Annotated in this window: 23 protein-coding genes and 1 riboswitch; of the genes, 20 read left to right on the top strand and 3 right to left on the bottom strand. The window is 42.9% G+C overall.

The features are described 5' to 3' along the window. The first annotated feature begins 133 nt into the window (after positions 1–133). Complete coding sequence (gene cstA, locus C6348_RS08440; RefSeq protein ID WP_034661799.1) at positions 134–1,930, top strand: carbon starvation protein CstA; 1,797 nt, start codon at positions 134–136, stop codon at positions 1,928–1,930. 41 nt (positions 1,931–1,971) lie between these two features. Here cstA and sspI read toward each other — a convergent pair whose 3' ends face one another. Beyond that, a complete protein-coding gene (gene sspI, locus C6348_RS08435) occupies positions 1,972–2,193 on the bottom strand; it encodes a small acid-soluble spore protein SspI (protein WP_003216243.1) in 222 nt (73 codons plus the stop codon). 113 nt (positions 2,194–2,306) lie between these two features. Between sspI and C6348_RS08430 the strand changes: the two genes are divergently transcribed. The 3 genes from C6348_RS08430 to pheT all read left to right on the top strand — a co-directional run bounded on the left by C6348_RS08430 (position 2,307) and on the right by pheT (position 6,890). After that, positions 2,307–3,050: a TrmH family RNA methyltransferase gene (locus tag C6348_RS08430; protein ID WP_095285553.1), complete on the top strand. Its 744-nt coding sequence runs from the start codon at positions 2,307–2,309 to the stop codon at positions 3,048–3,050. Between the two features lie 375 nt (positions 3,051–3,425). Next, positions 3,426–4,460, top strand: coding sequence for a phenylalanine--tRNA ligase subunit alpha (gene pheS, locus C6348_RS08425; protein ID WP_106038053.1), 1,035 nt, complete (start codon positions 3,426–3,428; stop codon positions 4,458–4,460). A 15-nt stretch (positions 4,461–4,475) separates the two neighbouring features. Further along, positions 4,476–6,890, top strand: a complete 2,415-nt coding sequence (gene pheT / locus C6348_RS08420) for a phenylalanine--tRNA ligase subunit beta (protein WP_106042613.1) — start codon at positions 4,476–4,478, stop codon at positions 6,888–6,890. Between the two features lie 40 nt (positions 6,891–6,930). On the opposite strand, the gene rnhC is transcribed toward pheT, so the two are convergent. Next, on the bottom strand, positions 6,931–7,809 hold the full coding sequence (gene rnhC / locus C6348_RS08415) for a ribonuclease HIII (RefSeq protein WP_045210067.1): 879 nt from the start codon (positions 7,807–7,809) through the stop codon (positions 6,931–6,933). 179 nt (positions 7,810–7,988) lie between these two features. Between rnhC and zapA the strand changes: the two genes are divergently transcribed. The 15 genes from zapA (at position 7,989) to C6348_RS08340 (ending at position 24,882) form a co-directional block, all read left to right on the top strand. Beyond that, the gene (gene zapA, locus C6348_RS08410) at positions 7,989–8,246 is read left to right on the top strand and encodes a cell division protein ZapA (RefSeq protein ID WP_012010831.1); all 258 of its coding nucleotides are present in this window, start codon (positions 7,989–7,991) and stop codon (positions 8,244–8,246) included. A 7-nt stretch (positions 8,247–8,253) separates the two neighbouring features. Then, positions 8,254–8,787, top strand: coding sequence for a CvpA family protein (locus C6348_RS08405; protein WP_034661786.1), 534 nt, complete (start codon positions 8,254–8,256; stop codon positions 8,785–8,787). Between the two features lie 114 nt (positions 8,788–8,901). Next, entirely contained in the window at positions 8,902–10,614 is a 1,713-nt protein-coding gene (gene polX, locus C6348_RS08400; RefSeq protein ID WP_106042611.1) for a DNA polymerase/3'-5' exonuclease PolX, read from the top strand. A gap of 21 nt (positions 10,615–10,635) precedes the next feature. Then, positions 10,636–12,993 (top strand): endonuclease MutS2, encoded by a 2,358-nt coding sequence (locus C6348_RS08395; protein ID WP_034662047.1) that lies wholly within the window; start codon positions 10,636–10,638, stop codon positions 12,991–12,993. A 14-nt stretch (positions 12,994–13,007) separates the two neighbouring features. Next, positions 13,008–13,412, top strand: coding sequence for a DUF350 domain-containing protein (locus C6348_RS08390; protein WP_007501637.1), 405 nt, complete (start codon positions 13,008–13,010; stop codon positions 13,410–13,412). Positions 13,413–13,574: 162 nt separating this feature from the next. Then, a complete protein-coding gene (locus tag C6348_RS08385) occupies positions 13,575–14,030 on the top strand; it encodes an immunity 63 family protein (protein ID WP_066030575.1) in 456 nt (151 codons plus the stop codon). 101 nt (positions 14,031–14,131) lie between these two features. Then, positions 14,132–15,853 carry an AMP-binding protein gene (locus C6348_RS08380; RefSeq protein WP_106036946.1) on the top strand — a complete coding sequence of 574 codons (1,722 nt, stop codon included), beginning with the start codon at positions 14,132–14,134 and terminating at the stop codon, positions 15,851–15,853. A gap of 168 nt (positions 15,854–16,021) precedes the next feature. Next, on the top strand, positions 16,022–16,606 hold the full coding sequence (gene fadR, locus C6348_RS08375; RefSeq protein ID WP_003216590.1) for a fatty acid metabolism transcriptional regulator FadR: 585 nt from the start codon (positions 16,022–16,024) through the stop codon (positions 16,604–16,606). Positions 16,607–16,632: 26 nt separating this feature from the next. Next, positions 16,633–17,412, top strand: coding sequence for an enoyl-CoA hydratase (locus C6348_RS08370; protein WP_060596962.1), 780 nt, complete (start codon positions 16,633–16,635; stop codon positions 17,410–17,412). A gap of 31 nt (positions 17,413–17,443) precedes the next feature. Continuing rightward, positions 17,444–18,217 (top strand): electron transfer flavoprotein subunit beta/FixA family protein, encoded by a 774-nt coding sequence (locus tag C6348_RS08365; protein WP_060596961.1) that lies wholly within the window; start codon positions 17,444–17,446, stop codon positions 18,215–18,217. A gap of 44 nt (positions 18,218–18,261) precedes the next feature. Next, positions 18,262–19,239, top strand: a complete 978-nt coding sequence (locus tag C6348_RS08360; protein ID WP_060596960.1) for an electron transfer flavoprotein subunit alpha/FixB family protein — start codon at positions 18,262–18,264, stop codon at positions 19,237–19,239. Between the two features lie 75 nt (positions 19,240–19,314). Beyond that, positions 19,315–20,793, top strand: a complete 1,479-nt coding sequence (locus C6348_RS08355) for an alpha-N-arabinofuranosidase (protein WP_106042609.1) — start codon at positions 19,315–19,317, stop codon at positions 20,791–20,793. 245 nt (positions 20,794–21,038) lie between these two features. Continuing rightward, positions 21,039–21,353, top strand: coding sequence for a thioredoxin (gene trxA / locus C6348_RS08350; RefSeq protein WP_007501629.1), 315 nt, complete (start codon positions 21,039–21,041; stop codon positions 21,351–21,353). 139 nt (positions 21,354–21,492) lie between these two features. Then, entirely contained in the window at positions 21,493–23,265 is a 1,773-nt protein-coding gene (uvrC, locus tag C6348_RS08345) for an excinuclease ABC subunit UvrC (RefSeq protein WP_066030578.1), read from the top strand. Between the two features lie 63 nt (positions 23,266–23,328). Beyond that, positions 23,329–23,506, top strand: a riboswitch (Lysine riboswitch). Between the two features lie 140 nt (positions 23,507–23,646). Further along, the gene (locus C6348_RS08340; RefSeq protein ID WP_106031208.1) at positions 23,647–24,882 is read left to right on the top strand and encodes an aspartate kinase; all 1,236 of its coding nucleotides are present in this window, start codon (positions 23,647–23,649) and stop codon (positions 24,880–24,882) included. Between the two features lie 163 nt (positions 24,883–25,045). On the opposite strand, the gene C6348_RS08335 is transcribed toward C6348_RS08340, so the two are convergent. Continuing rightward, a complete protein-coding gene (locus C6348_RS08335; RefSeq protein ID WP_106042607.1) occupies positions 25,046–25,489 on the bottom strand; it encodes a YslB family protein in 444 nt (147 codons plus the stop codon). Between the two features lie 280 nt (positions 25,490–25,769). Between C6348_RS08335 and C6348_RS08330 the strand changes: the two genes are divergently transcribed. Continuing rightward, positions 25,770–26,378 (top strand): succinate dehydrogenase cytochrome b558 subunit, encoded by a 609-nt coding sequence (locus C6348_RS08330; RefSeq protein WP_047945318.1) that lies wholly within the window; start codon positions 25,770–25,772, stop codon positions 26,376–26,378. Positions 26,379–26,410 lie beyond the last annotated feature (32 nt).

Raw genomic sequence — 26,410 nt, 5'->3', positions numbered from 1 at the left:
TTATGGAAGTAGGTGAAGCTAACTTAAGAATAAACATATTATTCTTATTTGTCAACTTGGTTTTAAAAGAAAGAAAAATCAATCAATTTATGTTATATTTGTAACAAATTGTTTGTGCGAAGGGGATGGTTAAATGAATGCGGTTACAATTGTCATAGGATCTATGTGTATTTTAGCGATTGCCTATCGTCTTTATGGCACATTTATGATGGTCAAGGTATTAAAGGTGACAGACGATCATCCTACACCGGCTCACACATTAGAGGACGGGAAAGATTATGTGCCAACCAATAAATGGGTCACATTTGGGCATCACTTTGCTGCGATTGCAGCGGCCGGTCCGTTAGTGGGTCCGATTTTAGCCGCACAATTTGGGTATTTACCGGGTCTCCTTTGGCTGTTAATTGGCGCAGTGATTGGCGGAGCTGTACATGATCTTGTCGTCTTATTTGCGTCGATGCGAAAAAAGGGGAAATCATTATCAGAGGTAGCAAAGGAAGAGCTAGGACCTGTAGCAGGATTTTGTACAGGGCTTGCGATGCTGTTTATCATTACGATCACAATGGCAGGGCTGTCTATGGTTGTGCTTCATGCATTAGAACGTAACCCTTGGGGAACATTTGCAGTCGGAATCACGATTCCAATTGCGATGGGGGTTGGTCTTTATTATAAAAAGACAGGCAATTTAAAACTTGCCACAACTGCGGGATTTATTTTGCTGATGGTTGGTGTATTCCTTGGGCCGAATATTCAAGGAACGGCACTTGGTGATCTTTTAACACTTGATACAAAAACACTTGCTCTTGCCCTGCCGATCTATGCTTTTTTTGCTGCGGCATTGCCGGTTTGGCTGCTGCTCGCACCGAGGGACTATTTAAGTAGCTTTATGAAAATAGGTGTTTTTATCGCACTGATTGCCGGAATCTTTGTCGTCAATCCAACGATTCAATTCCCAGCCTTTACGGAGTTTGTGAATGGAGGAGGCCCGGTTTTAGCTGGTCCTGTCTGGCCTTTTATTTCGATTACCATTGCTTGCGGGGCCATATCTGGTTTCCACGCATTTGTTGGGTCAGGGACTACACCTAAGATGCTTGACCGCTGGAGCGATATGAAGCCTGTCGCTTTTGGCGCAATGCTAGTAGAATGTCTAGTTGGCATTATGGCGTTAATTGCCGCTACGGCTCTTCATCCAGGAGATTATTTTGCGATTAACAGTACGCCAGAAGTGTTCCGAACGCTCGGGGTGAGTGTCGAGAACCTTCCGCAGCTGAGTAAGGAAATTGGCCTTGATTTAGAAGGAAGAACGGGTGGAGCTGTGACATTAGCTGTAGGGATGGCGTATATCTTTACGGGAATTCCGTTCTTTAGTCATTTAGCGTCTTATTTTTTCCAATTCGTCATTATGTTTGAAGCTGTCTTTATTTTAACCGCTATTGATGCTGGAACGCGTGTGGCGCGATATTTGATTCAAGACTTCTTTGGCGAAGCATATAAACCGCTTAAACGAAATGACTGGGTACCTGGGTCGGTGTTTGCAAGTGCGCTTGCTTGTTTTATGTGGGGATACTTGCTTTACTCTGGAGACATCGGGTCTATTTGGGCATTGTTTGGTGTATCGAACCAGTTAATGGCATCAGTCGGCTTAATCATCGGAGCAACCGTTGTATTAAAAATTGCAGATAAAAGGCGGTATATGCTGACTTGTTTAATTCCACTTGCTTACTTATATGTGACAGTGAATTATGCAGGCTATTGGATGGTAGCAAATGTATATCTTAATCCTGAGGCATCAGGTTACAGCGTGCTGAATGCGGTGCTGTCAATTATCATGCTGATCTTAGGATTTGTGATCATTGTGTTTGCGATTAAAAAATGGGTCGAAATTTGGCGTGATCCAGCGCTTCGGATGGAAACACCGATCACTGGCTAAATGAAAAAGCCGGTTTGCTATGATAAGCAAACCGGCTTCTTTTATTGCTGCTGATGAGGCTTTAAGCCTTGCTCTAGTGTCTCGAGGATCTCGTTCTTCTCGTTTTCTGATGCTTCTTGCCATAGCACCTCGAACAACACGCCAAGGCCTGGCAGCATTTTTTCCTCGCCGCTTTGAATGGCATCTAAAATCGTATGTTCAAGCTGCTCTTGATTATGGCCAGTGATGTTTTGAATGACTGCGCCTCTTAAATTAAAATCCATTGCCCACACTCCTTTTTTGATGGTAATAGCCCTATTCTGTCTCAAAGACAGGTTTATTATGTAGTGTGCATGAGATATAATAAATTCATGATATTTAAAGGAGTTAAAATCACTTGAAATATATAGAATCAGCTAAAAACACAAACATTAAACAGTGGAAAAAGCTCCATGCGAAAAAAGAACGTACGAAAACGGGGCTGTTTCTCGTTGAGGGAATACACTTAGTCGAAGAAGCATTGAAGAGCGGAGTTGTGAAAGAATTAATGGTCACATCGCCTGATAAGCTTCCTTCTCATATCGATCCTGACATTGAACTTTATGAACTGAGCGAAGAAGCCTTTTCTGCCATGACCGAAACGGAAACGCCTCAGCACATCGCGGCGGTTTGTACAGTTCCTGTATTTGAAGAAAAGAAGTATGAACGACTTCTTCTGTTAGATGCAGTACAGGATCCAGGAAATTTAGGCACACTCATTCGGACAGCAGATGCCGCTGGTCTTGATGCTGTAATCTTAGGTGATGGAACAGTCGATGCGTTTAACGGAAAAACGCTCCGTTCAGCACAAGGATCACATTTCCACCTGCCAATTTTAAAGCAAACCCTTCAGCAGGCAATACAAGCATGTAAGGAGCAAGGCATACCTGTATACGGAAGCGCCTTGAAAAATGCGAAAGCGTATAGAAGCGTAACGGCAGAAGGTCCTTTTGCATTAATTGTTGGCAATGAAGGAGCAGGTATTGACCAAGAGATTCTGCAAATGACAGACCAGAATTTATATGTGCCGATGTATGGTCAGGCAGAATCATTAAATGTGGCTGTTGCAGCGGCAGTTCTCGTCTATCATTTGCGTGGATAGTGTTGCAACATGCGCTTATTTTCACTATAATGAAAATAATATTTTAAAAACCATGATAGAGGAAGATTGTTTCAAGAAGCGGCCTTAAAGGGAGAATGCATCGTAGACTGAAAGTGCATTTAAGGAATGCTGAAACAGGAATTCACCTCTGGAGTTGTCACCGGGACCGCAAGCTTTGCGTAAAGGTGAACCGGATTCGTTTGATTCCGTTATGTCAATGAAGCTTATTCGCACATGCATTTGTGCTCAACAAGGGTGGTACCGCGACCACAACTCGTCCCTTCTTTTTTAGAGGGACGGGTTTTTTATTGTCTTCAAACGATCAAACAGCCGTTTATCCAGGCGGTTTTGTATATCAAAAGGAGGATTACACTCATGCAAGAAACGTTAAAACAGCTTGAAACAGAGGCGATAGCGAAGGTTGAAGCAGCTAGCTCGCTCAAAGAAGTTAATGATATTCGTGTTCAATATTTAGGGAAAAAAGGCCCGATCACAGAGGTGCTTCGTGGAATGGGCAAGCTCTCCGCAGAAGAAAGACCGAAAATGGGCGCACTCGCAAACGAAGTAAGAGAGCAGATTGCAAATGCTATTGCTGAAAAAAATGAGCAGCTGGAAAAAGAAGAAGTGAAGAAGAAACTTGCGTCTCAAACGATCGATGTTACATTGCCAGCAAGTCCAATCAAAATGGGGGCAAGACATCCATTAACGATTGTTGTCGAAGATATTGAAGATTTATTTATTGGTATGGGCTATACCGTTGAGGAAGGTCCTGAGGTGGAAACGGATTATTATAACTTTGAAGCGCTGAATCTTCCAAAGGAGCATCCAGCACGTGATATGCAGGACAGCTTCTATATTACCGAGGATACACTGATGAGAACACAAACGTCACCAGTTCAAGCACGTACACTCGAAAAATATAAAGGACAAGGTCCTGTGAAGATCATCTGCCCTGGGAAAGTATATAGACGAGACAGTGATGACGCAACTCATTCACATCAATTCATGCAGATTGAAGGGCTTGTTGTCGATCACAATATTAGCATGAGTGATCTAAAAGGAACGCTTGAGACAGTCGCAAGAAAAATGTTTGGTGAAGATCGTGAAATTAGACTCCGTCCAAGCTTTTTCCCATTCACAGAACCATCTGTCGAAGTCGATGTGTCTTGCTTTAAATGCGGCGGAAAGGGTTGTTCAGTATGTAAAGGAACAGGCTGGATTGAGATTTTAGGAGCAGGGATGGTTCATCCAAATGTCCTGAGAATGAGCGGATTTGATCCAGAAACTTACCAAGGCTTTGCTTTTGGAATGGGTGTTGAACGTATTGCGATGCTAAAATACGGCATTGATGATATTCGCCATTTCTACACAAATGATATTAGATTCACAAAGCAATTCAAGCAGGACTAAGAGGAGGAAATCAACATGTTTGTTTCATATAAATGGTTAGAAGACTATGTCGATTTAGAAGGCATTCAGCCGGATGAATTAGCAGAAAAGATCACAAGAAGCGGAATTGAAGTGGAAGCCGTTGAATATAAAGGAGAAGGCATTAAAGGGGTTGTCGTTGGACATGTCATTGAGCGTGAACAGCACCCAAATGCGGATAAATTAAACAAATGTCTTGTTGATATCGGCGAAGACGCTCCAGTGCAAATTATTTGCGGGGCTCCGAATGTGGATAAAGGACAATATGTGGCCGTCGCAACGGTTGGCGCAGTCCTTCCAGGGAACTTTAAAATTAAAAAAGCAAAGCTGCGTGGCGAAGAGTCTCATGGCATGATTTGTTCTCTGCAAGAATTAGGCGTAGAAAGCAAACTCGTACCAAAGGAATATGCAGAAGGCATTTTTGTTTTCCCAAATGACGTCAAACCCGGAGATGATGCTCTTCAGGCACTTCAATTAGACGATGCGGTACTTGAGCTTGGTTTAACACCAAACCGTGCGGATGCCCTGAATATGCTCGGTGTGGCCTATGAGGTTGCAGCCATTTTAGGGAGAGACATCAAACTTCCTGATACAGCACATGACACCTCTTCAGAAAAAGTAGCAGACTATATCTCTGTGAAAATTGAGGATCAAGAAGCAAATCCACTGTATGCAGCGAAGATCATTAAAAATGTAAAGGTTGGACCAGCACCGCTTTGGATTCAAACAAGATTGATGAATGCAGGCATTCGACCAATTAACAACGTCGTCGATATTACAAACTTTGTACTGCTTGAATACGGTCAGCCGCTTCATGCATTTGATTATGACCGCTTTGGTTCAAAGCAGGTGGTCGTACGTAAAGCGTCTGATAGCGAAATCATTCAAACACTGGATGAACAAGAACGTACATTGTCATCAAAGCATCTAGTGATCACTAATGGGACGAAAGCGCACGCTGTAGCAGGCGTCATGGGCGGTTTTGAATCTGAGGTGCGTGATGAGACGACAACGATTCTTTTAGAAGCGGCATATTTCAACGGTCAAACGGTCCGTCAAGCATCTAGAGACTTAGGGCTTCGCAGTGAATCAAGCACACGATTTGAAAAAGGACTTGACCCGCAGCGTACAAAACCTGCAGCCGAAAGAGCAGCGCAATTGATCAGTCTCTATGCAGGTGGTGAAGTGCTAAGCGGGACTGTGGAGGAAAACCACCTTGAAGCAAGTATGAATGTCATCCACGTATCAACTGAGCGTGTGAATAAGGTGCTTGGCATGAGCATTTCAAAAAAAGATATGATGCAAATTTTCAACAAACTTGGTTTTACAGTGGGCGAATCAAATGACGTTCTTGTCGTAACGGTTCCTTCTCGTAGAATGGATATCACGATTGAAGAAGACCTCATTGAAGAAGTTGCCAGATTATACGGCTATGATAATATTCCGTCTACACTGCCTGCGACAGCTGGTACAGTTGGCGGTCTCACGCCGTATCAAGTGAAGCGCAGGAAGGTTAGACGTTTCTTAGAAGGCGCAGGTCTTTCTCAAGCGATCACGTATTCATTGACAAATCAGCATAAGTCTACAGCTTTTGCACTGAATCCAGCTTATAAAACGAGGCTTTCCCTGCCAATGAGTGAAGAACGAAGTGTGCTCAGACAAAGTCTTCTGCCAAACTTACTTGATTCTGTTGCATATAACTTGGCAAGACAAGCTGATTCATTTGGCTTTTATGAAACGGGTTCTGTGTTCTTAGCAGAAGCTGAAGGAGAAAAACCAGTGGAAAAAGAGCATGTCGCTGGAGCGCTGACAGGCTTATGGCACAAAAATCTTTGGCAGGGCGAGAAAAAAGCCGTTGATTTTTATGTAGCGAAAGGAATTGCAGAAGGTCTATTTGAAAAGCTTGGTGTATCAGACCAAATCACATATGTTCAAGCAGAGCGTGAGGGTCTTCATCCAGGTCGTACAGCAGATGTTCATTTAAATGGAAAAGTCATTGGGTTTGTTGCTGCTCTCCATCCAGTCATTGAAAAGGAATTAGATTTAAAAGAAACATATGTCTTCGAGTTTGATTTAACAGATGTGATGACGTCTGAATCGAAGGATATGAAATATACAGCGATTCCGAGATTCCCTGCTGTGACAAGAGATATTGCACTCGTTGTAGATCAGCATATCTCAAGCGGACAGCTGGAGCGGGTCATCTATGAGGCAGGCGGGGATTTATTGACAGACCTATCCGTCTTTGATGTGTATGAGGGTGAACATATGGAAGAAGGCAAAAAATCCGTTGCATTCTCTCTCCAATATTTAAATCCGGAGCAAACATTGACAGAGGAAGAAGTGACGGCTGTTCATACAAAAGTATTGAAAGCATTAGAAGATACGTATCAAGCCGTCTTGCGCGGTTAAAGAAAAAAAGAGCTATGGCCTTATGGGCCTTAGCTCTTTTTTATAACCATTTTTTCGCTTTTTGTGTGTTGGCAAAATGCAGCTTTGTAAATTGACGTAAAGCATCTTCGCCGTGCAGCTTGATGAGCTTCGCTGCCGCCTTGTCCACATGAGGACCGGCTCCTTTTGGAATGTCAAAGCCTGCTGCTTTTGACAACTTATCCATTTCAATTAAAAAGGCGTACCTTGCAATAATGGAAGCCGCAGCAACTGACAAATGAATGCCTTCTGCTTTTGTGCTAAAGTACGTCCGCTCCCGAATGATTTTTTTCCCTGCAAGATGCTTGAAATAAATGCCCGGTTCTGCAAATTGGTCAATCAAAATAGCTTCGGGCTGCTTCCCGTCTAGTTTTTCTAGCACAGAGGTAATGACTTGGTTATGAAGCAGCGCCTTCATTTTTCCTTGACTCATGCCCTTTTCCTGCATCGCATTGTACTTTTCATTTCGGAGCACGAGAAGGCTGAACGGAATGGTTTTGATGAGATCTTTGGCAATATTGATAATCTGCGGGTCCTTTAGACCTTTTGAGTCTTTTACGCCAAGCTCTTTCATGAGAGCAAGCTGGCTGGCATCAACATAGGCGGCACAGACCGTCATTGGTCCAAAATAATCACCTGTTCCTACTTCATCTGAACCGATGACGGACATAGAAGCAATTCCTGACGGCGGACTGTATTTTGTGACAGCAGGTGCTTTTTGACTTTTCGTATCAGCTGCTTTTAAATGGCTGAATTGACTGGCTTCAGCTTCTGCCTTTTGTCCTTGAAACAGCACTTTTCCAGATCGATAGGCTGTAATCGTACAGCCAGGAACCTTTGCTTGAAAAAGGGCGCCTGGTGGTAAAGTATCAGTTAAGTGGTGCGCATACGCGCTCTTCATCTTTTTAAGGTCTTCTGATGTTGCTTTTAAGACGGATTGGGGCACAGTGGATAACTCCTTTTTACCTTGATATCATTGATTTCTAAAGTGTACCATAACAGGGAAGGGCTCGTCTTTCCATTCAATGTCTAAACATGTTATGATAGAGACTAGGATTCTCGTGGAATGGAGGAGAAACGTTGTCTGACGGCGGTAAAACGAAAACAACAGTTGAGATTTACGGACAGTCCTATACGATCATCGGTCAAGAAACGAAGATGCATATGCGACACGTTGCTTCAATTGTTGATGATAAAATGAGAGAAATAAATGAAAAAAATCCATACCTTGATATAAACAAATTAGCTGTACTGACAGCAGTCAATGTCGTCCACGACTACTTGAAATTAAAAGAGCAATACGAAAAACTAGAGATTCAGCTTAAAGAAAAGGAATGAAATTACCGTGATCGATATCATCATTTTGTTTTTGCTTCTTATGGGAACGCTTGTCGGTCTAAAACGTGGGTTTATTCTTCAATTGATTAAATTGATCAGCTTTGTTGTTTCTATCTTAGTGGCTTCCATGTTTTATCAGTCACTTGCACCACAGCTTACGTGGATTCCAGCGCCTAATTTTAGCGGCGGTCAAGCGCAGCTCGCTTTCTTTAGTGGGAATCTAGAAACAGCTTATTATAATACCATTGCGTTTATCATTCTGTTTATCTTGACCAAAATCCTGCTCGCCATCATTGGCGGATTGCTCACAACCATTGCAAGTATACCTGTGATTAAGCAGGTCAACAAACTGCTTGGCGGTGTTTTAGGATTTCTTGAAACCTATCTATTTGTGTTTATTCTCTTGTTTGTCGCTGCATTACTTCCAGTCGATGCACTGCAAACAATGATGAGCAAATCCATATTAGCAGATGTGATCGTAGGCAACACCCCTTATCTGTCCAGTCTTGTCAAAGACTTATGGACGACGTATGGAGTTTAAAAACTTCTCCTTTCTTGGAGAAGTTTTTTCTCATTCCATGACAGAAAGTTGTAGGATGAAGGAAAAGTTTGTATATTTATAAAGGAAGATGCCAAAGCGGCTGGAGGATGAGAGATGAATAAAAAAGATATTATCAAACTTCTTGAAACAATTGCAGTATATATGGAGCTGAAAGGAGATAATCCTTTTAAGATTTCTGCCTTTCGTAAAGCAGCGGCGGCACTGGAACAAGATGACCGCAGCCTTTCTCAAATAGATGATCTATTAGCATTACCCGGCATTGGAAAAGGAACCTTTGCTGTGATCACTGAGTATATTGAAAAAGGACAATCAGAAACACTCGAACAATTAAAAAAGGAAGTGCCTGAAGGACTTGTCCCGCTCTTAAAATTACCAGGACTTGGCGGGAAGAAGATCGCTAAGCTTTACCAAGAGCTTGGCGTCCACGATGCACAGTCGCTAAGAGAAGCATGCGAAGCGGAAAAGGTACAAGCACTTGCTGGCTTTGGCAAAAAAACAGAAGAAAAGATTCTCGCGGCTCTTGAGGAAGCGGGAAAGCAGCCGGAACGACTGCCAATTGGCTTTGCATTAGATGTGGCAGAGCGGATTGATCATGCGCTTGAAGAGACGAAAGGTATCATCCGTTTTTCAAGAGCTGGCAGTTTAAGACGTGCACGTGAAACCGTGAAAGATTTAGATTATATCATTGCGACAGATGATCCTGAGCAAGTCAGAGAGCAGCTCGTTGCACTTGATGATGTGAAAGATGTCATCGCAAGCGGTGATACGAAGGTATCTGTCATTCTTGCCCTTGATTTTGAGATCAGTGTGGACTTTCGGCTTGTGACATCAGACCAATTCGCGACTACGCTGCACCATTTCACTGGATCAAAAGATCACAATATTCGAATGCGTCAGCTTGCGAAGGAACGCGGAGAGCGCATTAGCGAATATGGTGTGGAAACGATTGAAACTGGAGAAGTGAAAACGTTTGAAGACGAGAGCGCTTTTTATGCGCATTTTCAACTTCCGCTCATTCCGCCAGAAATTCGTGAAACCGGAGCGGAGATTGATACGTATAAAGAAAGTATGCAGTTTGTAGAACTGAAAGATATCAAAGGCGACCTTCATATGCACTCGACATGGAGTGACGGAGCATTCTCTATTCGTGAAATGGCGGAAGCATGTATCGCAAAAGGCTATGAATACATGGCCATTACAGACCACTCGCAATATTTAAAAGTAGCCAACGGTTTAACAAAAGAACGTTTGCGTCTGCAAGCTAAAGAAATTGACAAGCTTAATAAGGAATTCGAGCATTTTCACATTTTCAAAGGGGTCGAAATGGATATCCTGCCGGATGGATCGTTAGATTATGATGATGACTTTTTAAAAGACATGGATTTTGTCATTGCGTCTATTCATTCTAGCTTCTCTCAGCCGGAGGAAGTCATTATGGAACGCCTTGAAAATGCCTTGCGAAATCAGCATGTCGATTTAATTGCACATCCAACAGGCCGTTTGATCGGCAGACGGGATGGCTATGCCCTAAATATAGATCAGCTCATAGAGCTTGCGAAGAAAACGGGCACTGCACTTGAGCTCAACAGTAATCCGTCAAGACTTGATTTGAAAACAGAGCATTTAATGAAAGCAAATGAAGCGGGTGTGCACATCATGATCAATACAGATGCGCACAACATCGCCATGCTGGAACATATGGAAGTCGGTGTAACAGCTGCAAGAAAAGGCTGGACACCAAAAGCAAATGTCGTGAATACTTTTACTCTAAACGAGATCAAAAAGTTTTTAACGCGTGACAGGTAGTCGTTAGGAGGCTGGACCATGCTGCAACAAAAAGTGTTAGCATCATTAGAATTTCATAAAGTAAAAGAAAAAGTGATGTCCTATACCGCATCCACATTAGGAAAAGAAAGAGCGCAGGATTTAACACCTCTGACGGATATAGAAACCATTCAGCATTTGCTGGAAGAGGTAGCAGAAGCACAAGATGTGATTCGCTTAAAGGGGTCTGCGCCATTTGGCGGGTTAACGGATATTAGACGCGCAGTTAAACGGGCAGAAATCGGCAGTACATTAAGCCCATCTGAGCTGATGGAAATCGCAGGACTATTATATGCGGTGAAAAATATGAAGCACTTTCTCACGTCCATGTATGAAGATGGAGTAGACATACCGCGCCTTCATACATATGCTGAGACGCTGATATTACTGCCTGAAATCAGAAAAGAAATCGAAAGCTGTATTGGTGATAATGGAGAAGTGCTTGATCATGCAACCCCTGCACTTCGTTCATTGCGCATTCAATTACGCTCACTAGAATCAAAGGTTCGTGATAAATTAGAATCGATGATTCGTTCACAATCGGCTTCGAAAATGCTGTCAGACACAATTGTCACCATTCGTAATGATCGGTTTGTTATTCCGGTGAAACAAGAGTACCGCTCGAATTACGGCGGAATTGTTCATGACCAATCATCATCTGGGGCAACACTTTTTATTGAGCCGCAAGTGGTCGTGGATGTAAATAACACCTTGCAGCAAACCCGTTTAAAAGAGAAGCAAGAGGTTGAAAAGATCCTCCAAATGCTGACAGAGAGCGTGTCAGAGCACATTGGGGAACTGCTTCACAATGTAAAGGAGCTGCAGACGCTAGATTTTATTTTTGCTAAAGCTAAATATGCAAAGGCAGAAAAAGCCACAAAGCCTGCTGTGAATGATCAAGGAGAGATCTATTTAAAACGAGCAAGACATCCTCTATTGCCTCGGGATCAAGTTGTCGCAAATGATATTGAGCTCGGCAAAGATTTTTCAACGATCGTGATTACTGGACCAAATACAGGGGGGAAGACAGTTACTTTAAAAACGCTGGGTCTTCTGACGCTGATGACACAGGCGGGCCTCCATATTCCAGTTGAAGAAGGCTCTGAAGTGGCTGTGTTCGACCAAGTCTTTGCTGATATTGGAGACGAACAGTCCATTGAACAAAGCTTGAGTACGTTCTCATCTCATATGGTCAATATTGTAGATATCTTAAAGCATTTGACATCTAACTCACTCGTGTTATTTGATGAATTAGGGGCAGGAACAGACCCAGCTGAAGGTGCGGCACTTGCGATGAGCATTTTAGATGAAGTGCATCAAACGAATGCACGCGTCATCGCAACGACTCATTATCCCGAGCTGAAGGCATATGGGTATAACCGGGAAGGCGTCACGAATGCAAGCGTGGAGTTTGACATTGAAACTTTATCACCAACGTACCGCCTGCTCATCGGTGTGCCTGGACGAAGTAACGCATTTGAAATTTCCAAACGTCTTGGTTTGCCTGACCACCTCATAGACCGGGCAAAAGCAGATATGCATGCAGAGCATAATGAAGTAGACCAAATGATTGCGTCATTAGAAGATAGCAAGAAACAAGCAGAAGAAGAACTGCATGAGACAGAAGTCTATAGAAAAGAAGCAGAAAAGCTTCATAAAGAATTGCAAAGACAAATTCTTGAATGGAATGAGCAAAAGGACAAACTGCTCGAAGAAGCTGAACATAAAGCGAAAGAGAAAATTGAACAAGCATCAAAAGAAGCAGAAGATATCATTCAAGAGCTGCGTTCGATAAAAAGTGAGCACCGCTCATTCAAAGAGCATGAACTCATCGATGCGAGAAAGCGTCTTGAAGAAGCGGTCCCTGAGTTTGACCGGAAGAAAAAGCCAGAGCCAGCGAAAAAAGCAGTAAGACAGCTGAAGTCAGGCGACGAAGTCAAAGTGCTCACCTTCGGGCAAAAAGGAACGCTGCTTGAACAAACAGGTGACAAAGAATGGAGTGTCCAAATGGGCATTCTGAAAATGAAGGTAAAAGAAAAAGACATGGAATTTATCAAATCAGCACCTGAATTTAAGCAAGAAAAAGCCATCACGGCAGTCAAAGGGAAAGACTATCATGTCTCGCTTGAGCTCGATTTAAGAGGAGAGCGTTATGAAAATGCCTTAAGCAGAGTCGAAAAATATTTAGATGATGCTGTATTAGCTGGTTATCCGCGCGTGTCGATTATTCACGGAAAAGGAACTGGCGCCCTCAGAAAAGGGGTTCAGGAATTACTGAAACAGCACCGAAGTGTGAAAAATGCTCGTTTTGGCGAACAAGGTGAGGGAGGATCAGGCGTCACCATCGTCGAATTAAAGTAAAAAGGAGAAAACGCATGAAAGCCTTTTGGGAAAATGAACTTGTGGAAATTGCCGCCTATTACAGCGTGGCCGTCCTATGTCTCGTCTTATTTCTAACCATTTTTGAACTCGTCACCTCCTATAAAAACTGGGAAGAGATCCAGCGGGGGAACTTAGCTGTTGCTATGGCAACAGGCGGGAAGATCTTTGGGATTGCGAATGTGTTTCAGCATTCCATCGCACAGCACAATTCCCTTCTTCAAATGGTTGGATGGGGCGTATACGGCTTTGTGATGCTGCTTGTCAGCTATTTCATTTTTGAATTTTTAACACCGCGATTTAAAGTAGACAAAGAGATTGAAAATGATAATAGAGCGGTCGGGTTTATTTCACTCATCATTTCAGTTGGGCTGTCTTACGTAGTAGCAGCCGGCATTTAAGGAGACGACATGGAAAAGCTAGCAAAAGTATTAATCGTAGTTGCCTGCACTTTTGCGGTCATTGGTGCCGTTTATCTGTTCCTGTGAAATGAAAAAAACAACGTTAGAAAGCTGTCAGGGAACCCCTTGGCAGCTTTTATCTCATCAAAGGCGGCGAATGACATGAAGCACATTCTGCAAAAAGACGAACTGATCAAGCGCATTGATACTTGTCTTCAAATGACATCCCTTCCAAGAGACATATACGAACCGTATATTGCACGTCCATTTCAAACGTCAGGATTTTTTGATGATTTGAGTCCCTATATTCAGATCGATTCGAGTGGTTATATCCTCATTCAATATGAACGAGGGATGAAAATGCTGCATAAAAGAACAAAAGTGGCGGATGAAGTTATTTACTGGATTTTAGAAGACACCATTTTTCTCACGGTTTACATTGACATGATGAGGAAGCATCAAGTCGACAACATCCAGACGCATTTACCGAATGACCCTAGTATCCATCAACAGATCGTGGAAAGAGTCAACGAGTCATTTCGTGCAATCGGCGGTTTATATGAACAGTGGCATCATGAAGGAAAAAGAGCCTCTATAGAAACACCGGCGAAAAAGTAAACGTGTGCAATTGAACCAAGCTCTATTAGAAAAAAGCAAACTGTCCTAAGGAAAAGTTTGCTATAATAAAATAGTACGAAAGTTCAGGAAGGAGGGTTTTTATGCAGTCAGATAAACGTTGGCTTCTGCATTACCCGAATCAAATTCCCCACGAACTCACCATCCCAAATGAAACATTACAATCTTACTTATTCAGCTCCGCAGAGGCTGCACCTGAGCATACAGCCATTCATTTTCTAGGAAAGAACATCACCTATGAACAGCTGCAAAAAGACGTATTGAAACTAGCCAGTCATCTGATGAAAATTGGCGTAAAAAAAGGCGACAGAGTAGCGATCATGCTGCCGAACTGCCCTCAATCGGTCATTTCTTATTATGCTGTTTTAATAGCAGGCGGCATCGTTGTTCAAACAAACCCGCTTTATACGGAGAAAGAACTGGAATATCAAATGGAGGACAGCGGCGCCAAAGTGCTGATCACGCTAGATCTGTTGTATCCAAAGGCTTATAAAATGAAAGCGCTGACAAGTATAGAACACTTAATCATTACCAAACTACAAGATTATTTACCATTCCCGAAAAACATACTGTTTCCTATTGTGCAAAGAAGAAAAAATAAAATGGTCATCCAAGTGGAGAAAAATGACACCATTCATCACTTCTCGCAGATCACGAAAGAATCGGCAGGTGAACAGCAAATTCCCGCACTTGCCTTTGAGCCGAAAGAGGATGTCGCTGTTTTGCAATATACAGGCGGAACGACCGGTTTACCAAAAGGGGTCATGCTCACACATGAAAATATTTTAGCGAATACTGAAATGTGCGCTTCCTGGATGTACAAAACGACCAGGGGGAAAGAACGCATCCTTGGCATCATTCCGTTTTTTCATGTATACGGAATGACGACCGTCTTAAACCTTGCTGTCAAAGAAGGGCATCAATTGATTCTTCTTCCACGCTTTGATGTCGCAGATACCCTCAAAACCATTGAAAAACAGAAACCGACACTATTTCCAGGCGCACCAACAATGTATATCGCCTTGCTGCATCATCCGAACATTGAAAAGTATGACCTGTCGTCCATCACTGCATGTCTAAGCGGCTCAGCGGCACTTCCTGTAGAAGTCAAACAAAGCTTTGAAAAATTAACAGGAGGACGCTTAGTGGAAGGGTATGGACTTTCAGAAACCTCACCCGTCACCCATGCTAACTTTTTATGGGGAGCGAACAAAACAGGCAGCATTGGCTGTCCGTGGCCTAATACAGATGCCGGTATTTATTGCGAGGAAACTGGAGGCCTAAAAGAACCATATGAGCATGGAGAAATCATTGTCAAAGGGCCGCAGATCATGAAGGGATACTGGAATCAGCCAGAGGAGACAGCGGCTGTATTACGAGATGGCTGGTTTTTCACCGGAGATATAGGGTATATGGATGAGGACGGTTTTTTCTATATCGTCGACCGGAAAAAAGATGTCATCATAGCGAGCGGCTATAATATTTACCCAAGAGAGGTCGAAGAAGCCCTTTATGAGCATGAGCTTGTACAAGAAGTCGTCGTCGCAGGTATTCCAGATCCGTACAGAGGAGAAACAGTGAAAGCATTTATTGTGCCGAAAAAGGATGCCTACTTAACAGAGGACGAACTTGATCGCTTTGTCAGGACGAGAATTGCCTCATTTAAAGTACCACGCGTGTATGAATTTAAAGAATCACTGCCTAAAACAGCCGTCGGGAAGATTTTGCGCAGAGTATTAATTGAAGAAGAAAAAAGAAAGCACGCTTCTTCATCTGAAACGCCTGCCGATCAACCGAAAACATAACGGTCTGCATCATCCGGTCCACCGGCCGGATGATTTGAATGTTGACCGCCTGCTCTGTTATGCTAAAGGTGGAAAAGAAACAAGAAGATCACTTGACAAATCGCCCGTTTCTTTTTAACATGAAGTTATGAATGAATACTCATTCAATTTAGAAAGGGACGAAGCACATTGAAGCAGAAAAGACCGAAGTACATGCAAATTATTGATGCAGCAGTTGTGGTGATTGCAGAGAACGGCTATCATCAATCACAAGTTTCAAAGATTGCGAAACAAGCAGGGGTAGCAGACGGAACCATTTATCTTTATTTCAAAAATAAAGAGGATATTTTGATCTCATTGTTCAAAGAAAAAATGGGACAATTCATCGAACGTATGGAAACAGATATTCAAAAGAAACCGTCGGCGAAAGAAAAGCTTTTACTGCTCATTGAGGAGCATTTTCGTATGCTTGCGCAAAATCATCATTTGGCTCTTGTGACACAGCTCGAACTCAGGCAGTCAAACCTTGAGCTGCGGCAAAAAATCAATGAGGTGCTGAAAGGGTATTTAAATATGCTCGAGTCGATTTTAGCAGAAGGAAAGAAAACAGGAGAATTTAGACAAAATCTAGATGTCCGCTTAGCGAGACAAATGGTATTTGGGACGATTGATGAGACCGCTACAACATGGGTCATGAATGATCAAAAATATGATCTTCCTGCACTCGCAGAAAACGTACGTGATCTACTCTTAAACGGAATACATCAATCTTAAAGACATTTTGAAAAAGGATGATTGACATGGAAAAGATACTCACCTTACATCATGAAGGACAGACAGCACTTATTACGATTCAGCATCCACCAGCAAACGCCTTATCTTCTCAGCTGCTCACCGAGCTAAATGACATGTTTGACCAGCTCGAACAAAATGAAGAAGTAAGAGCCATTGTGATCCACGGAGAAGGAAGATTTTTCTCAGCAGGTGCTGATATTAAGGAATTTACGACGTTACAGGAAGAGTCTGACTATTCAAGCCTTGCAGACAGAGGGCAGCAGGTCTTTGAACGGATAGAGCAATGTCCAAAACCAGTCATTGCCTCGATTCACGGAGCTGCATTAGGCGGGGGCCTTGAGCTTGCAATGTCTTGTGATATCCGAATCGCAACAAAAGATGCGAAGCTTGGACTGCCGGAACTAAACCTCGGCATCATTCCAGGATTCGGCGGCACGCAGCGCCTGCCGCGCTATGTTGGTTCGGCTAAAGCTCTGGAAATGATGGGTACAGCTGAACCGATTACAGGTGAAGAAGCATTCGCCTGCGGACTTGTTTCAAAGCTGGCAGAAACAGAGGAAGAGGCGCTTGAAGAAGCCAAAACACTTGCGGCAAAATTTGCAACGAAAAGCCCAAAATCACTCGAGTATGTGCTGGATTTATTGAACGCAACAAAATTGTATTCATATGATGGCGGAATGAAACTGGAAGCCAAAAAGTTCGGTGAGATTTTCCAATCGAATGATGCCAAAGAAGGTATCCAAGCCTTTATCGAAAAGCGCAAACCGAATTTTAAAGGGGAATAAGGGATTAGAACGACACAAGGGGGAGAAATGGATGAATATATTTGTTTTGATGAAGCGTACGTTTGACACGGAAGAGAAGATTTCCATTCAGTCTGGTGCAATTCAAGAAGATGGAGCAGAGTTCATTATTAATCCTTATGACGAGTACGCCATAGAAGAAGCCATCCAGCTTCGTGACGAGCACGGGGGAGAAGTGACCGTTGTGACAGTTGGCAGTGAGGATGCGGAGAAGCAGCTGAGAACAGCGCTCGCTATGGGCTGCGATCAAGCCGTTTTATTAAATGTGGAAGACGACTTAGAAGAGTGGGATCAATATTCAGCTTCTACGATTCTTTACCACTATTTAAAAGACAAAGAGGCTTCCTTAATTTTAGCAGGGAATGTGGCAATTGACGGGGGCTCTGGACAGGTTGCCCCGCGTCTTGCTGAATTACTTGGCTTTTCATATGTCACAACGATTACAAGTATTCAAATTGACGGAGGCTCTGCTTCGATTGAACGAGATGCGGAAGGTGACGTGGAAGTCATTTCTGCCGAGCTCCCGCTTGTCGTCACTGCCCAGCAAGGACTCAATGAGCCTCGCTATCCATCATTACCAGGCATTATGAAGGCAAAGAAAAAGCCTTTAGAAGAAGTGGAACTTGATGATTTAGATCTTGATGAAGACGATGTGCCATATAAAATCAAAACAATTGAACGTTTCTTACCGGAGAAAAAAGAGGGTGGCAAGGTGCTCAGCGGTGAGCTTCAGGATCAAGTCAAAGAACTGACAGATCTACTAAGAAACGAAGCAAAGGTCATCTAAACATCCGCTTTACGATATCACGAGAACAAGGGGGAACTTGAAAGATGAGTAAAAAAGTTGTTGTACTTGGAGAAAGTCGTGACGGTAAATTAAGAAATGTGACATTTGAAGCCATTGCTGCCGCTCATCAAGTGGCAGATGGCGGTGAAGTCATTGGCGTGTTAATAGGGGAAGACGTCAAAGACCTAGCGAATGAACTGCTTTACTATGGAGCGGATCATGTCATGATTGTGGAGCATCCGCACCTTTCATACTATACATCAGATGGTTTTGCGCAGGCGCTTCAAGCGATATTAGATCAGGTTGACCCAGATGCCGTACTCTTTGGCCATACGTCTATCGGAAAAGACTTGTCGCCGAAAATAGCTGCACGCTTGCAGACTGGCCTAATTTCAGATGCGATTGATGTAAGCGTTACCGGAGAACACCTCGTTTTCACTAGACCGATTTACTCTGGTAAAGCCTTCGAAAAAGTGATTTCAACAGATCGTCTGCTTTTGGCGACCATACGGCCAAACAACGTGGCACCTCTTGAGCGGGATGCCTCACGAAGCGGAGACATTACACCCGTTTCTGTCGATATTCAGAACCTGCGAACGATTGTGAAGGAAGTCATTAAAAAAACGTCAGAAGGTGTAGATTTATCTGAAGCAAAGGTCATCGTCGCCGGGGGACGCGGGGTCAAGAGCAAGGAAGGGTTTGAACCACTGAATGAACTCGCCGAAACGCTGGGCGCAGCAGTCGGTGCCTCGCGTGGCGCCTGTGATGCAGACTACTGTGATTATGCCCTGCAAATTGGGCAAACAGGTAAGGTCGTCACACCTGATCTCTATATTGCGTGCGGGATATCAGGGGCGATTCAGCATTTAGCCGGAATGTCTAACAGTAAAGTCATTGTGGCGATTAACAAAGACCCAGAAGCCGAGATCTTCAAAATTGCCGATTATGGAATCGTCGGTGATTTGTTTGAAGTGGTACCGCTTTTGAATGAAGAGTTAAAAAAGATGAATATCCACTCGTAACGCTCATACACTCAGAATGCCTAGGTATTCTGGGTTTTTTTGTATGTAATCAATAAACAAAGGAGCGGTTGACAAGTGAAGGGGACAGTAAAAGTCAATGACGTGATCGGACGTATTTCTAAACACATCTATGGACACTTTCAAGAGCATTTAGGAAGAGGGATTTATGACGGGATTTGGGTAGGAAAAGATTCAGCGATTGATCATATTGAGGGGATTCGTACGGATGTGCTAAAGGCTCTTCAAGCATTACATATTCCGGTGCTTAGGTGGCCAGGCGGTTGCTTCGCAGACGAGTATCATTGGGCAAATGGTGTAGGTGATCTCAGTGAACGAAAACCGATGGTGAACACTCATTGGGGCGGCACGGTTGAATCCAATGCATTTGGTACGCATGAATTTATGAAATTGTGTGAGCTGCTTGAATGTGAGCCTTATATTTGCGGGAATGTGGGAAGCGGGTCTGTTCAAGAATTAGCAGAATGGGTCGAGTATATTACATTTCCAAAGGGAACACCTATGTCTGATTGGCGTATTCAAAATGGAAAACAAGAACCTTGGAAGCTGACCTATGTTGGTGTAGGCAATGAAAGCTGGGGCTGCGGCGGGAATATGACGCCTGAATACTATGCTGATTTATATAAACGTTATCAAACGTATGTGAGAGAGTTTGCGGGTCAGACGATATACAAAATCGCGTGCGGCGCAAATTCAAATGACGTGAATTGGACAAAAGTATTAATGGAGCGGGCCGCACCTTGGATGGATGGACTCAGTTTGCATTACTACACTGTACCCGGTACATGGGAGAAAAAAGGGTCAGCGACTGAATTTGATGAGGATGAATGGTTTATCACGTTGAAAAAAGCCTATGAGATGGAACGGCTTGTCGTGGATCATGGAGAGATCATGGATCGTTATGATCCAGACAAGCGAATCGGGATGATTATTGATGAATGGGGAACATGGTATGACCCAGAGCCAGGGACAAATCCTGGGTTTTTGTATCAGCAAAACACACTAAGAGACGCCCTTGTTTGTGCTCTGCATTTTCATATATTTCATCGTCATTGCCAGCGGATTCATATGGCGAATATTGCCCAGACGGTCAATGTTCTGCAAGCAATGGTGTTAACGGAAGACGAAAAGATGCTCCTAACGTCTACGTATCATGTGTTTCACATGTTTCAAGTGCATCAAGAGGAAGAAGCACTTGAAGTGGAGTTTGTGTCAACGCCTTATGAACGCAGAGGAGAAAAAATACCTCAGGTTAGTGTGTCAGCTTCGCGTTCGTCAGATAAGATGCATATTAGCTTCTGTCACCTGAATCCGCATGAACAAAACGAAGTATCCCTTGCCATTGAAGGTTTGGATGCTCAAACGAAAGTCACGGGCCGCGTGCTGACAGCGGACCGCATGAATGCGCACAACACATTTGACGATCCTCATGCTGTCCAGCCAGCAGAGTTTCAGCAATTTGCTGTAAAACCCGGTGAATTGACCATAGATCTGCCGCCAATGTCGGTGGTGATGATCACGGTCGATCTGGCTTGATCGCATATTTAGATGTTTGATGAGCAGGATGTTGGGGCATCATACATTGTAAATGAAGCGGAAAGGGAGTTATTTATATGCTTAGAACGATTCTCATGATTATCGGTGCAATTGTTGTCATTGGTGCGATTGTACGGTTTGTTTTTTAATTCATTTCATAAAAAATGATTCGTAAGCATTTCATTCGCAAGTCACATTGGTAGATGCTATACTAAAAAGCATAATTTACATTGGAGGAATGAATAATGGCAATCGTAAAAGCGACTGACGCAACATTTTCACAAGAAACTGCAGAAGGTGTTGTTCTTGCGGACTTTTGGGCACCATGGTGCGGACCATGTAAAATGATTGCTCCAGTTCTTGAAGAACTTGATCAAGAAATGGGCGACAAAATGAAAATTGTAAAAATTGATGTAGACGATAACCAAGAAACTGCTGGTAAATACGGCGTGATGAGTATCCCAACACTTCTTGTTTTAAAAGACGGTGAAGTGGTAGAAACATCTGTTGGTTTCAAACCAAAAGAAGCACTTGCTGAACTTGTCAACAAACATCTATAAACCTGTCTATGCCCGAGCGGCATACTCACTGAAGCGGTTCTCGTAAAGACGAGAGCCGCTTTTCTTTCAACATGGTATAAAACAAATGTTCGTGATACACTAGAAGGAGTGAAAGAGGAAAACAAGGACGGATGAAAATATGAACAAACTGATCAAAGAAAAGCTATCGGTCTTGCCAGATCAACCAGGCTGCTACTTAATGAAAGATCGACAAAATACAGTCATTTATGTGGGAAAGGCAAAGGTCTTAAAAAATAGAGTGCGCTCTTATTTCACGGGATCTCATGACGCCAAAACGCAGCGGCTTGTCAGTGAAATTGAGGACTTTGAATACATTGTCACCTCTTCTAATATCGAGGCACTCATTTTAGAGCTGAATTTAATCAAAAAATACGACCCAAAATACAACGTCATGCTTAAGGATGACAAAACGTATCCTTTTATTAAAATTACGAATGAACGGCATCCTAAGCTGATCGTCACCCGCAATGTGAAAAAGGACAAAGGGAAATATTTCGGACCATACCCGAACGTACAAGCAGCCAGAGAAACGAAGAAGCTACTCGACCGTTTATATCCACTGAGAAAATGTGCAACCCTTCCTGATCGCGTCTGTCTATATTATCATCTTGGACAATGTCTCGCGCCGTGCGTATATGACATTTCTGAAGAAACGAATAAGCAGCTCGTGGACGAAATCACAAGGTTTCTAAACGGAGGGCATCAGCAAATCAAAAAAGAACTAAACGAAAAGATGCAGGAAGCCGCCGAACAATTAGAGTTTGAACGGGCAAAAGAACTGAGAGACCAAATCGCTTACATCGACTCAACGATGGAAAAGCAGAAAATGACGATGAGCGATTTATCAGATCGAGATGTCTTTGCATATGCCTATGACAAGGGCTGGATGTGTGTCCAGGTCTTCTTCATCAGGCAGGGGAAATTGATTGAACGCGATGTCAGCCTATTTCCTATGTATCAAGACCCTGAGGAAGAGTTCCTCACGTTTATGGGGCAATTTTATGCAAAGAACAATCACTTTCTGCCGAAGGAAATTTTGGTGCCAGACAGCGTAGATCAAGAGATGATTGAACAATTGCTCGAGACGAACGTTCATCAGCCGAAAAAAGGAAAGAAAAAGGATTTGCTTTTACTTGCCCATCAAAATGCCAAAATCGCCTTAAAAGAAAAATTTTCGCTCATTGAGCGTGATGAAGAGCGGTCCATTGGTGCGGTGAAGCAGCTTGGGGATGCACTAAATATTTATATGCCGTACCGGATTGAAGCATTTGATAACTCGAATATTCAAGGTGCAGACCCGGTTTCTGCCATGGTCGTCTTTCAGGACGGGAAGCCGTATAAAAAGGAATACCGAAAATACAAAATTAAAACCGTCACAGGGCCAGATGATTATGCATCTATGCGTGAAGTCATTAGAAGGCGATATACCCGCGTGTTAAAGGATGAGCTGCCGCTGCCAGATTTAATTTTAATTGACGGAGGAAAGGGACAGATCAATGCAGCGATAGATGTGCTTGAAAATGAATTGAATCTGTCTGTCCCAGTGGCAGGTCTAGTGAAAGATGAAAAGCACCGGACTTCGAATCTGATGATAGGAGATACACTAGAAATTGTTGCGCTGGAGCGGAATAGCCAGGCCTTCTATTTATTGCAGCGCATTCAAGATGAAGTGCACCGGTTCGCGATTAGCTTTCACAGGCAGCTGCGCGGAAAAAATGCATTTCAATCTATTTTAGACGATGTACCAGGTATCGGAGAAAAGCGTAAAAAACAACTTCTTAAACATTTTGGCTCTGTGAAAAAGATGAAAGAAGCCTCTATCCAAGACTTTCAGGAGGCTGGCATCCCGAAACAGACGGCCGAACTTTTAATGGAAGCATTAAAAAAATAGATTGTACTTTTTCCAAAAGTCTGTTAAGATTGTGACTAAATTTAATAAATGAACGTGTTGTTTGTTGAAGATAGAGGTGCGAACTTCAAGAGTAAGCCTTCAGAGATCGATGGGATCTAGGAAGAGGGCTGAAAGGGGAGCGTCGCCGAAGTGAATAAAATCCACTCATTTTATTCGCTGGCTGTACATTGAAGAAATGTAGGGCTGTCAAGAATGTATTTCTTGGAGGGCTATCTCATTGTTTGCATCGTTTAATGATGATTTTAAAGCAATGGGAGATCTGTTCTCTCATTGCTTTTTTATTTGCAGTGAGCAGGCAGTCTCCAAAGCCGCTTCTTGCCTCTTCTCTCACACGTGATCTTTTGAAAAAGGGTGGTAGACATGGGACTAATTGTACAAAAATTTGGCGGAACGTCCGTTGGATCAACAGAAAAAATTCGCAATGCCGCAGAGAGAGTCATCGCTGAACGCGAGGCCGGACATGATGTGGTTGTGGTTGTGTCGGCAATGGGCAAATCTACGGATGTTCTAGTAGACCTAGCGAAAGAACTCACAGATCATCCAAGCAAAAGAGAAATGGATATGCTGCTCGCAACTGGAGAGCAAGTGACCATTTCCTTATTAACGATGGCGCTGCAAGCAAAAGGCTATGATGCCATTTCCTTTACAGGCTGGCAGGCTGGTATGAAAACAGAGCAAGTACATGGTAACGCAAGAATCGTGGATATTGATGAATCAAGAATAAAAGAGGAATTAAGTGCGGGAAAAGTCGTTGTTGTAGCTGGCTTCCAAGGAATTGCAGATGACTTACATATCACAACACTTGGACGCGGTGGATCAGATACAACGGCTGTGGCACTTGCTGCCGCATTAAAGGCTGATAAATGTGATATTTACACAGATGTACCAGGAGTGTTTACGACAGATCCGCGTTATGTACCATCCGCGCGGAAACTTGCAGGTATTTCATACGATGAGATGCTCGAACTGGCTAATTTAGGAGCTGGCGTCTTGCATCCGAGAGCTGTTGAATTTGCAAAAAATTATCAAGTCCCACTAGAAGTCCGTTCTAGTATTGAAAATGAATCGGGTACGTTAATTGAGGAGGAATCATCCATGGAACAAAATTTAGTCGTCAGAGGCATTGCATTTGAGGATCAGATTACACGCGTGACGGTGTGCGGTCTTTCAAGCGGCCTCACCACATTGTCGACCATCTTTACGACGCTTGCGAAGCAAAATATCAATGTCGATATCATCATTCAGTCCGTCACAAGCACCAATCAGACGTCCATCTCTTTCTCTGTGAAAACGGATGATTTGTCCAAAACAGTTGAAGTATTAGAAGAGTATAAAGGAGCGCTTGGCTACGAGCAGATCGAGACAGAAAGTAAATTAGCCAAAGTATCTATCGTTGGATCTGGTATGGTTTCAAATCCAGGCGTAGCCGCTGAAATGTTCGCTGTGTTAGCGGAAAAAGACATACAAGTGAAAATGGTCAGTACGTCTGAAATCAAAGTCTCAACAGTGGTTGGCCGAGATGATATGGTCAAAGCAGTTGAAGCGCTGCATGATGCGTTTGATTTATCAAAGGTGAGTGCAGCTGCTCACTCTTAAAAAGGCAGGGAGGTGTATCTCATGAAAGAGTGCACCTCTTTTTTAATGGAAAGCGCCGCATACCAGAAAGGAAAACGTGCGTAAACCCATTCACTAAGTATGCTATGATAGAAGAAGACTACAAAAAGGCGTGACCTGAAGTCCGCGCCTTTCATAAAGAGTGTTAGCTAGGGTCTCTTAAATCCCATTTAACGGTTAAAATGACTTTATCAGCACGCTTTTTCACTTGTTCATAAGATTCAGCCACGTGCTCGTTGAGAAGCTGAATTTGTTCAGCAATAAAACCCGCTTCCGTCTGAAAGCATGGCTCCTTTTGATAGGTGAGTCGATTTGATACAAGTGGACCTTCGAGCTCAAACTCAATTTCCTGTTTTTTCGAATGGACCATCGTGAGCGTTCCCCATCCGGCATCATGGAAAAATTCGGGGATCTTCTCCCATGACTCTTGAGGAAATTTACGAGCAAGCAGTTTACCCGCAAAATACATCATAGTTGAATGATCCTGACCCAAAATATCAGGCAGCAGAACTTCGCGTATCAGCTCGTAGGCAAATCCATTGACTTCAATTTCTTTTAGCTGTTCTAAGTTAGATTCGAATTTATTCATTGTACGGCTCCCCTCTTTCAACAATTTATTATAGCTTATGTAAGCATATGATGACAGAGTTTTCCCTGAAGTCTAAGAAATTCTTATTGTAGTAAAACGAATTTTGATTTAAAACTTTTAAATTTCGGAAAATTTTAATTTATGTACGCGGTTTCTTGACGCTTTTTTGACATAGGAGTAAAATGAAATTGTCAATAAATTTGAATAAAGTGCTTACAATTGAAAGAAGCGGGGGTAAGACAATTTTCAGCAATTGCACTTTTTACTAGGGGGTAAAGTAATGTCGGGGAACAAAGAATTTTTTTATCGGAGATTGCATTCTTTGCTTGGCGTCATTCCGGTCGGTCTATTTTTAGTACAGCACTTAGTGATTAACCACTTTGCGACGAATGGACCAGAGGCGTTTAACAAAGCTGCACACTTTATGGAACAGCTTCCATTCAGATATGCACTTGAGCTGTTCGTGATTTTCTTACCACTGATCTATCATGCTGTTTATGGGGTGTACATAGCCTTTACGGCACAAAACAACACGTCTCGCTTCAGTTACTTAAGAAACTGGTTGTTCAGACTGCAAAGGATTTCAGGTATCATCACATTAATTTTTGTCACTTGGCACGTATGGGAAACACGAATTCAAGCTCAGCTTGGAGCTGAAGTGAACTATGACATGATGGCGAATATTTTAAGCTCTCCATTTATGCTAGGCTTCTATATTGTCGGCGTTTTATCTACTATTTTCCACTTTGCTAATGGCTTGTGGTCATTTGCTGTCAGCTGGGGAATTACTGTTTCACCACGCTCACAAAGAATCTCCACATATGTGACATTAGGTATATTTATAGCGCTTTCATATGTAGGGCTAAGAGCAATTTTCGCTTTTGTTTAAGAGGAAATAGATTAGTAGAAGAGGGAGAGGGG

Origin of the sequence: Bacillus sp. YBWC18 (assembly GCF_002998775.1) — a bacterium.
Classification (GTDB): Bacteria; Bacillota; Bacilli; order Bacillales; family Bacillaceae; genus Bacillus.
Note: the sequence above shows the minus strand (reverse complement) of the source record. Positions and strands in the feature narration are given on the sequence as shown.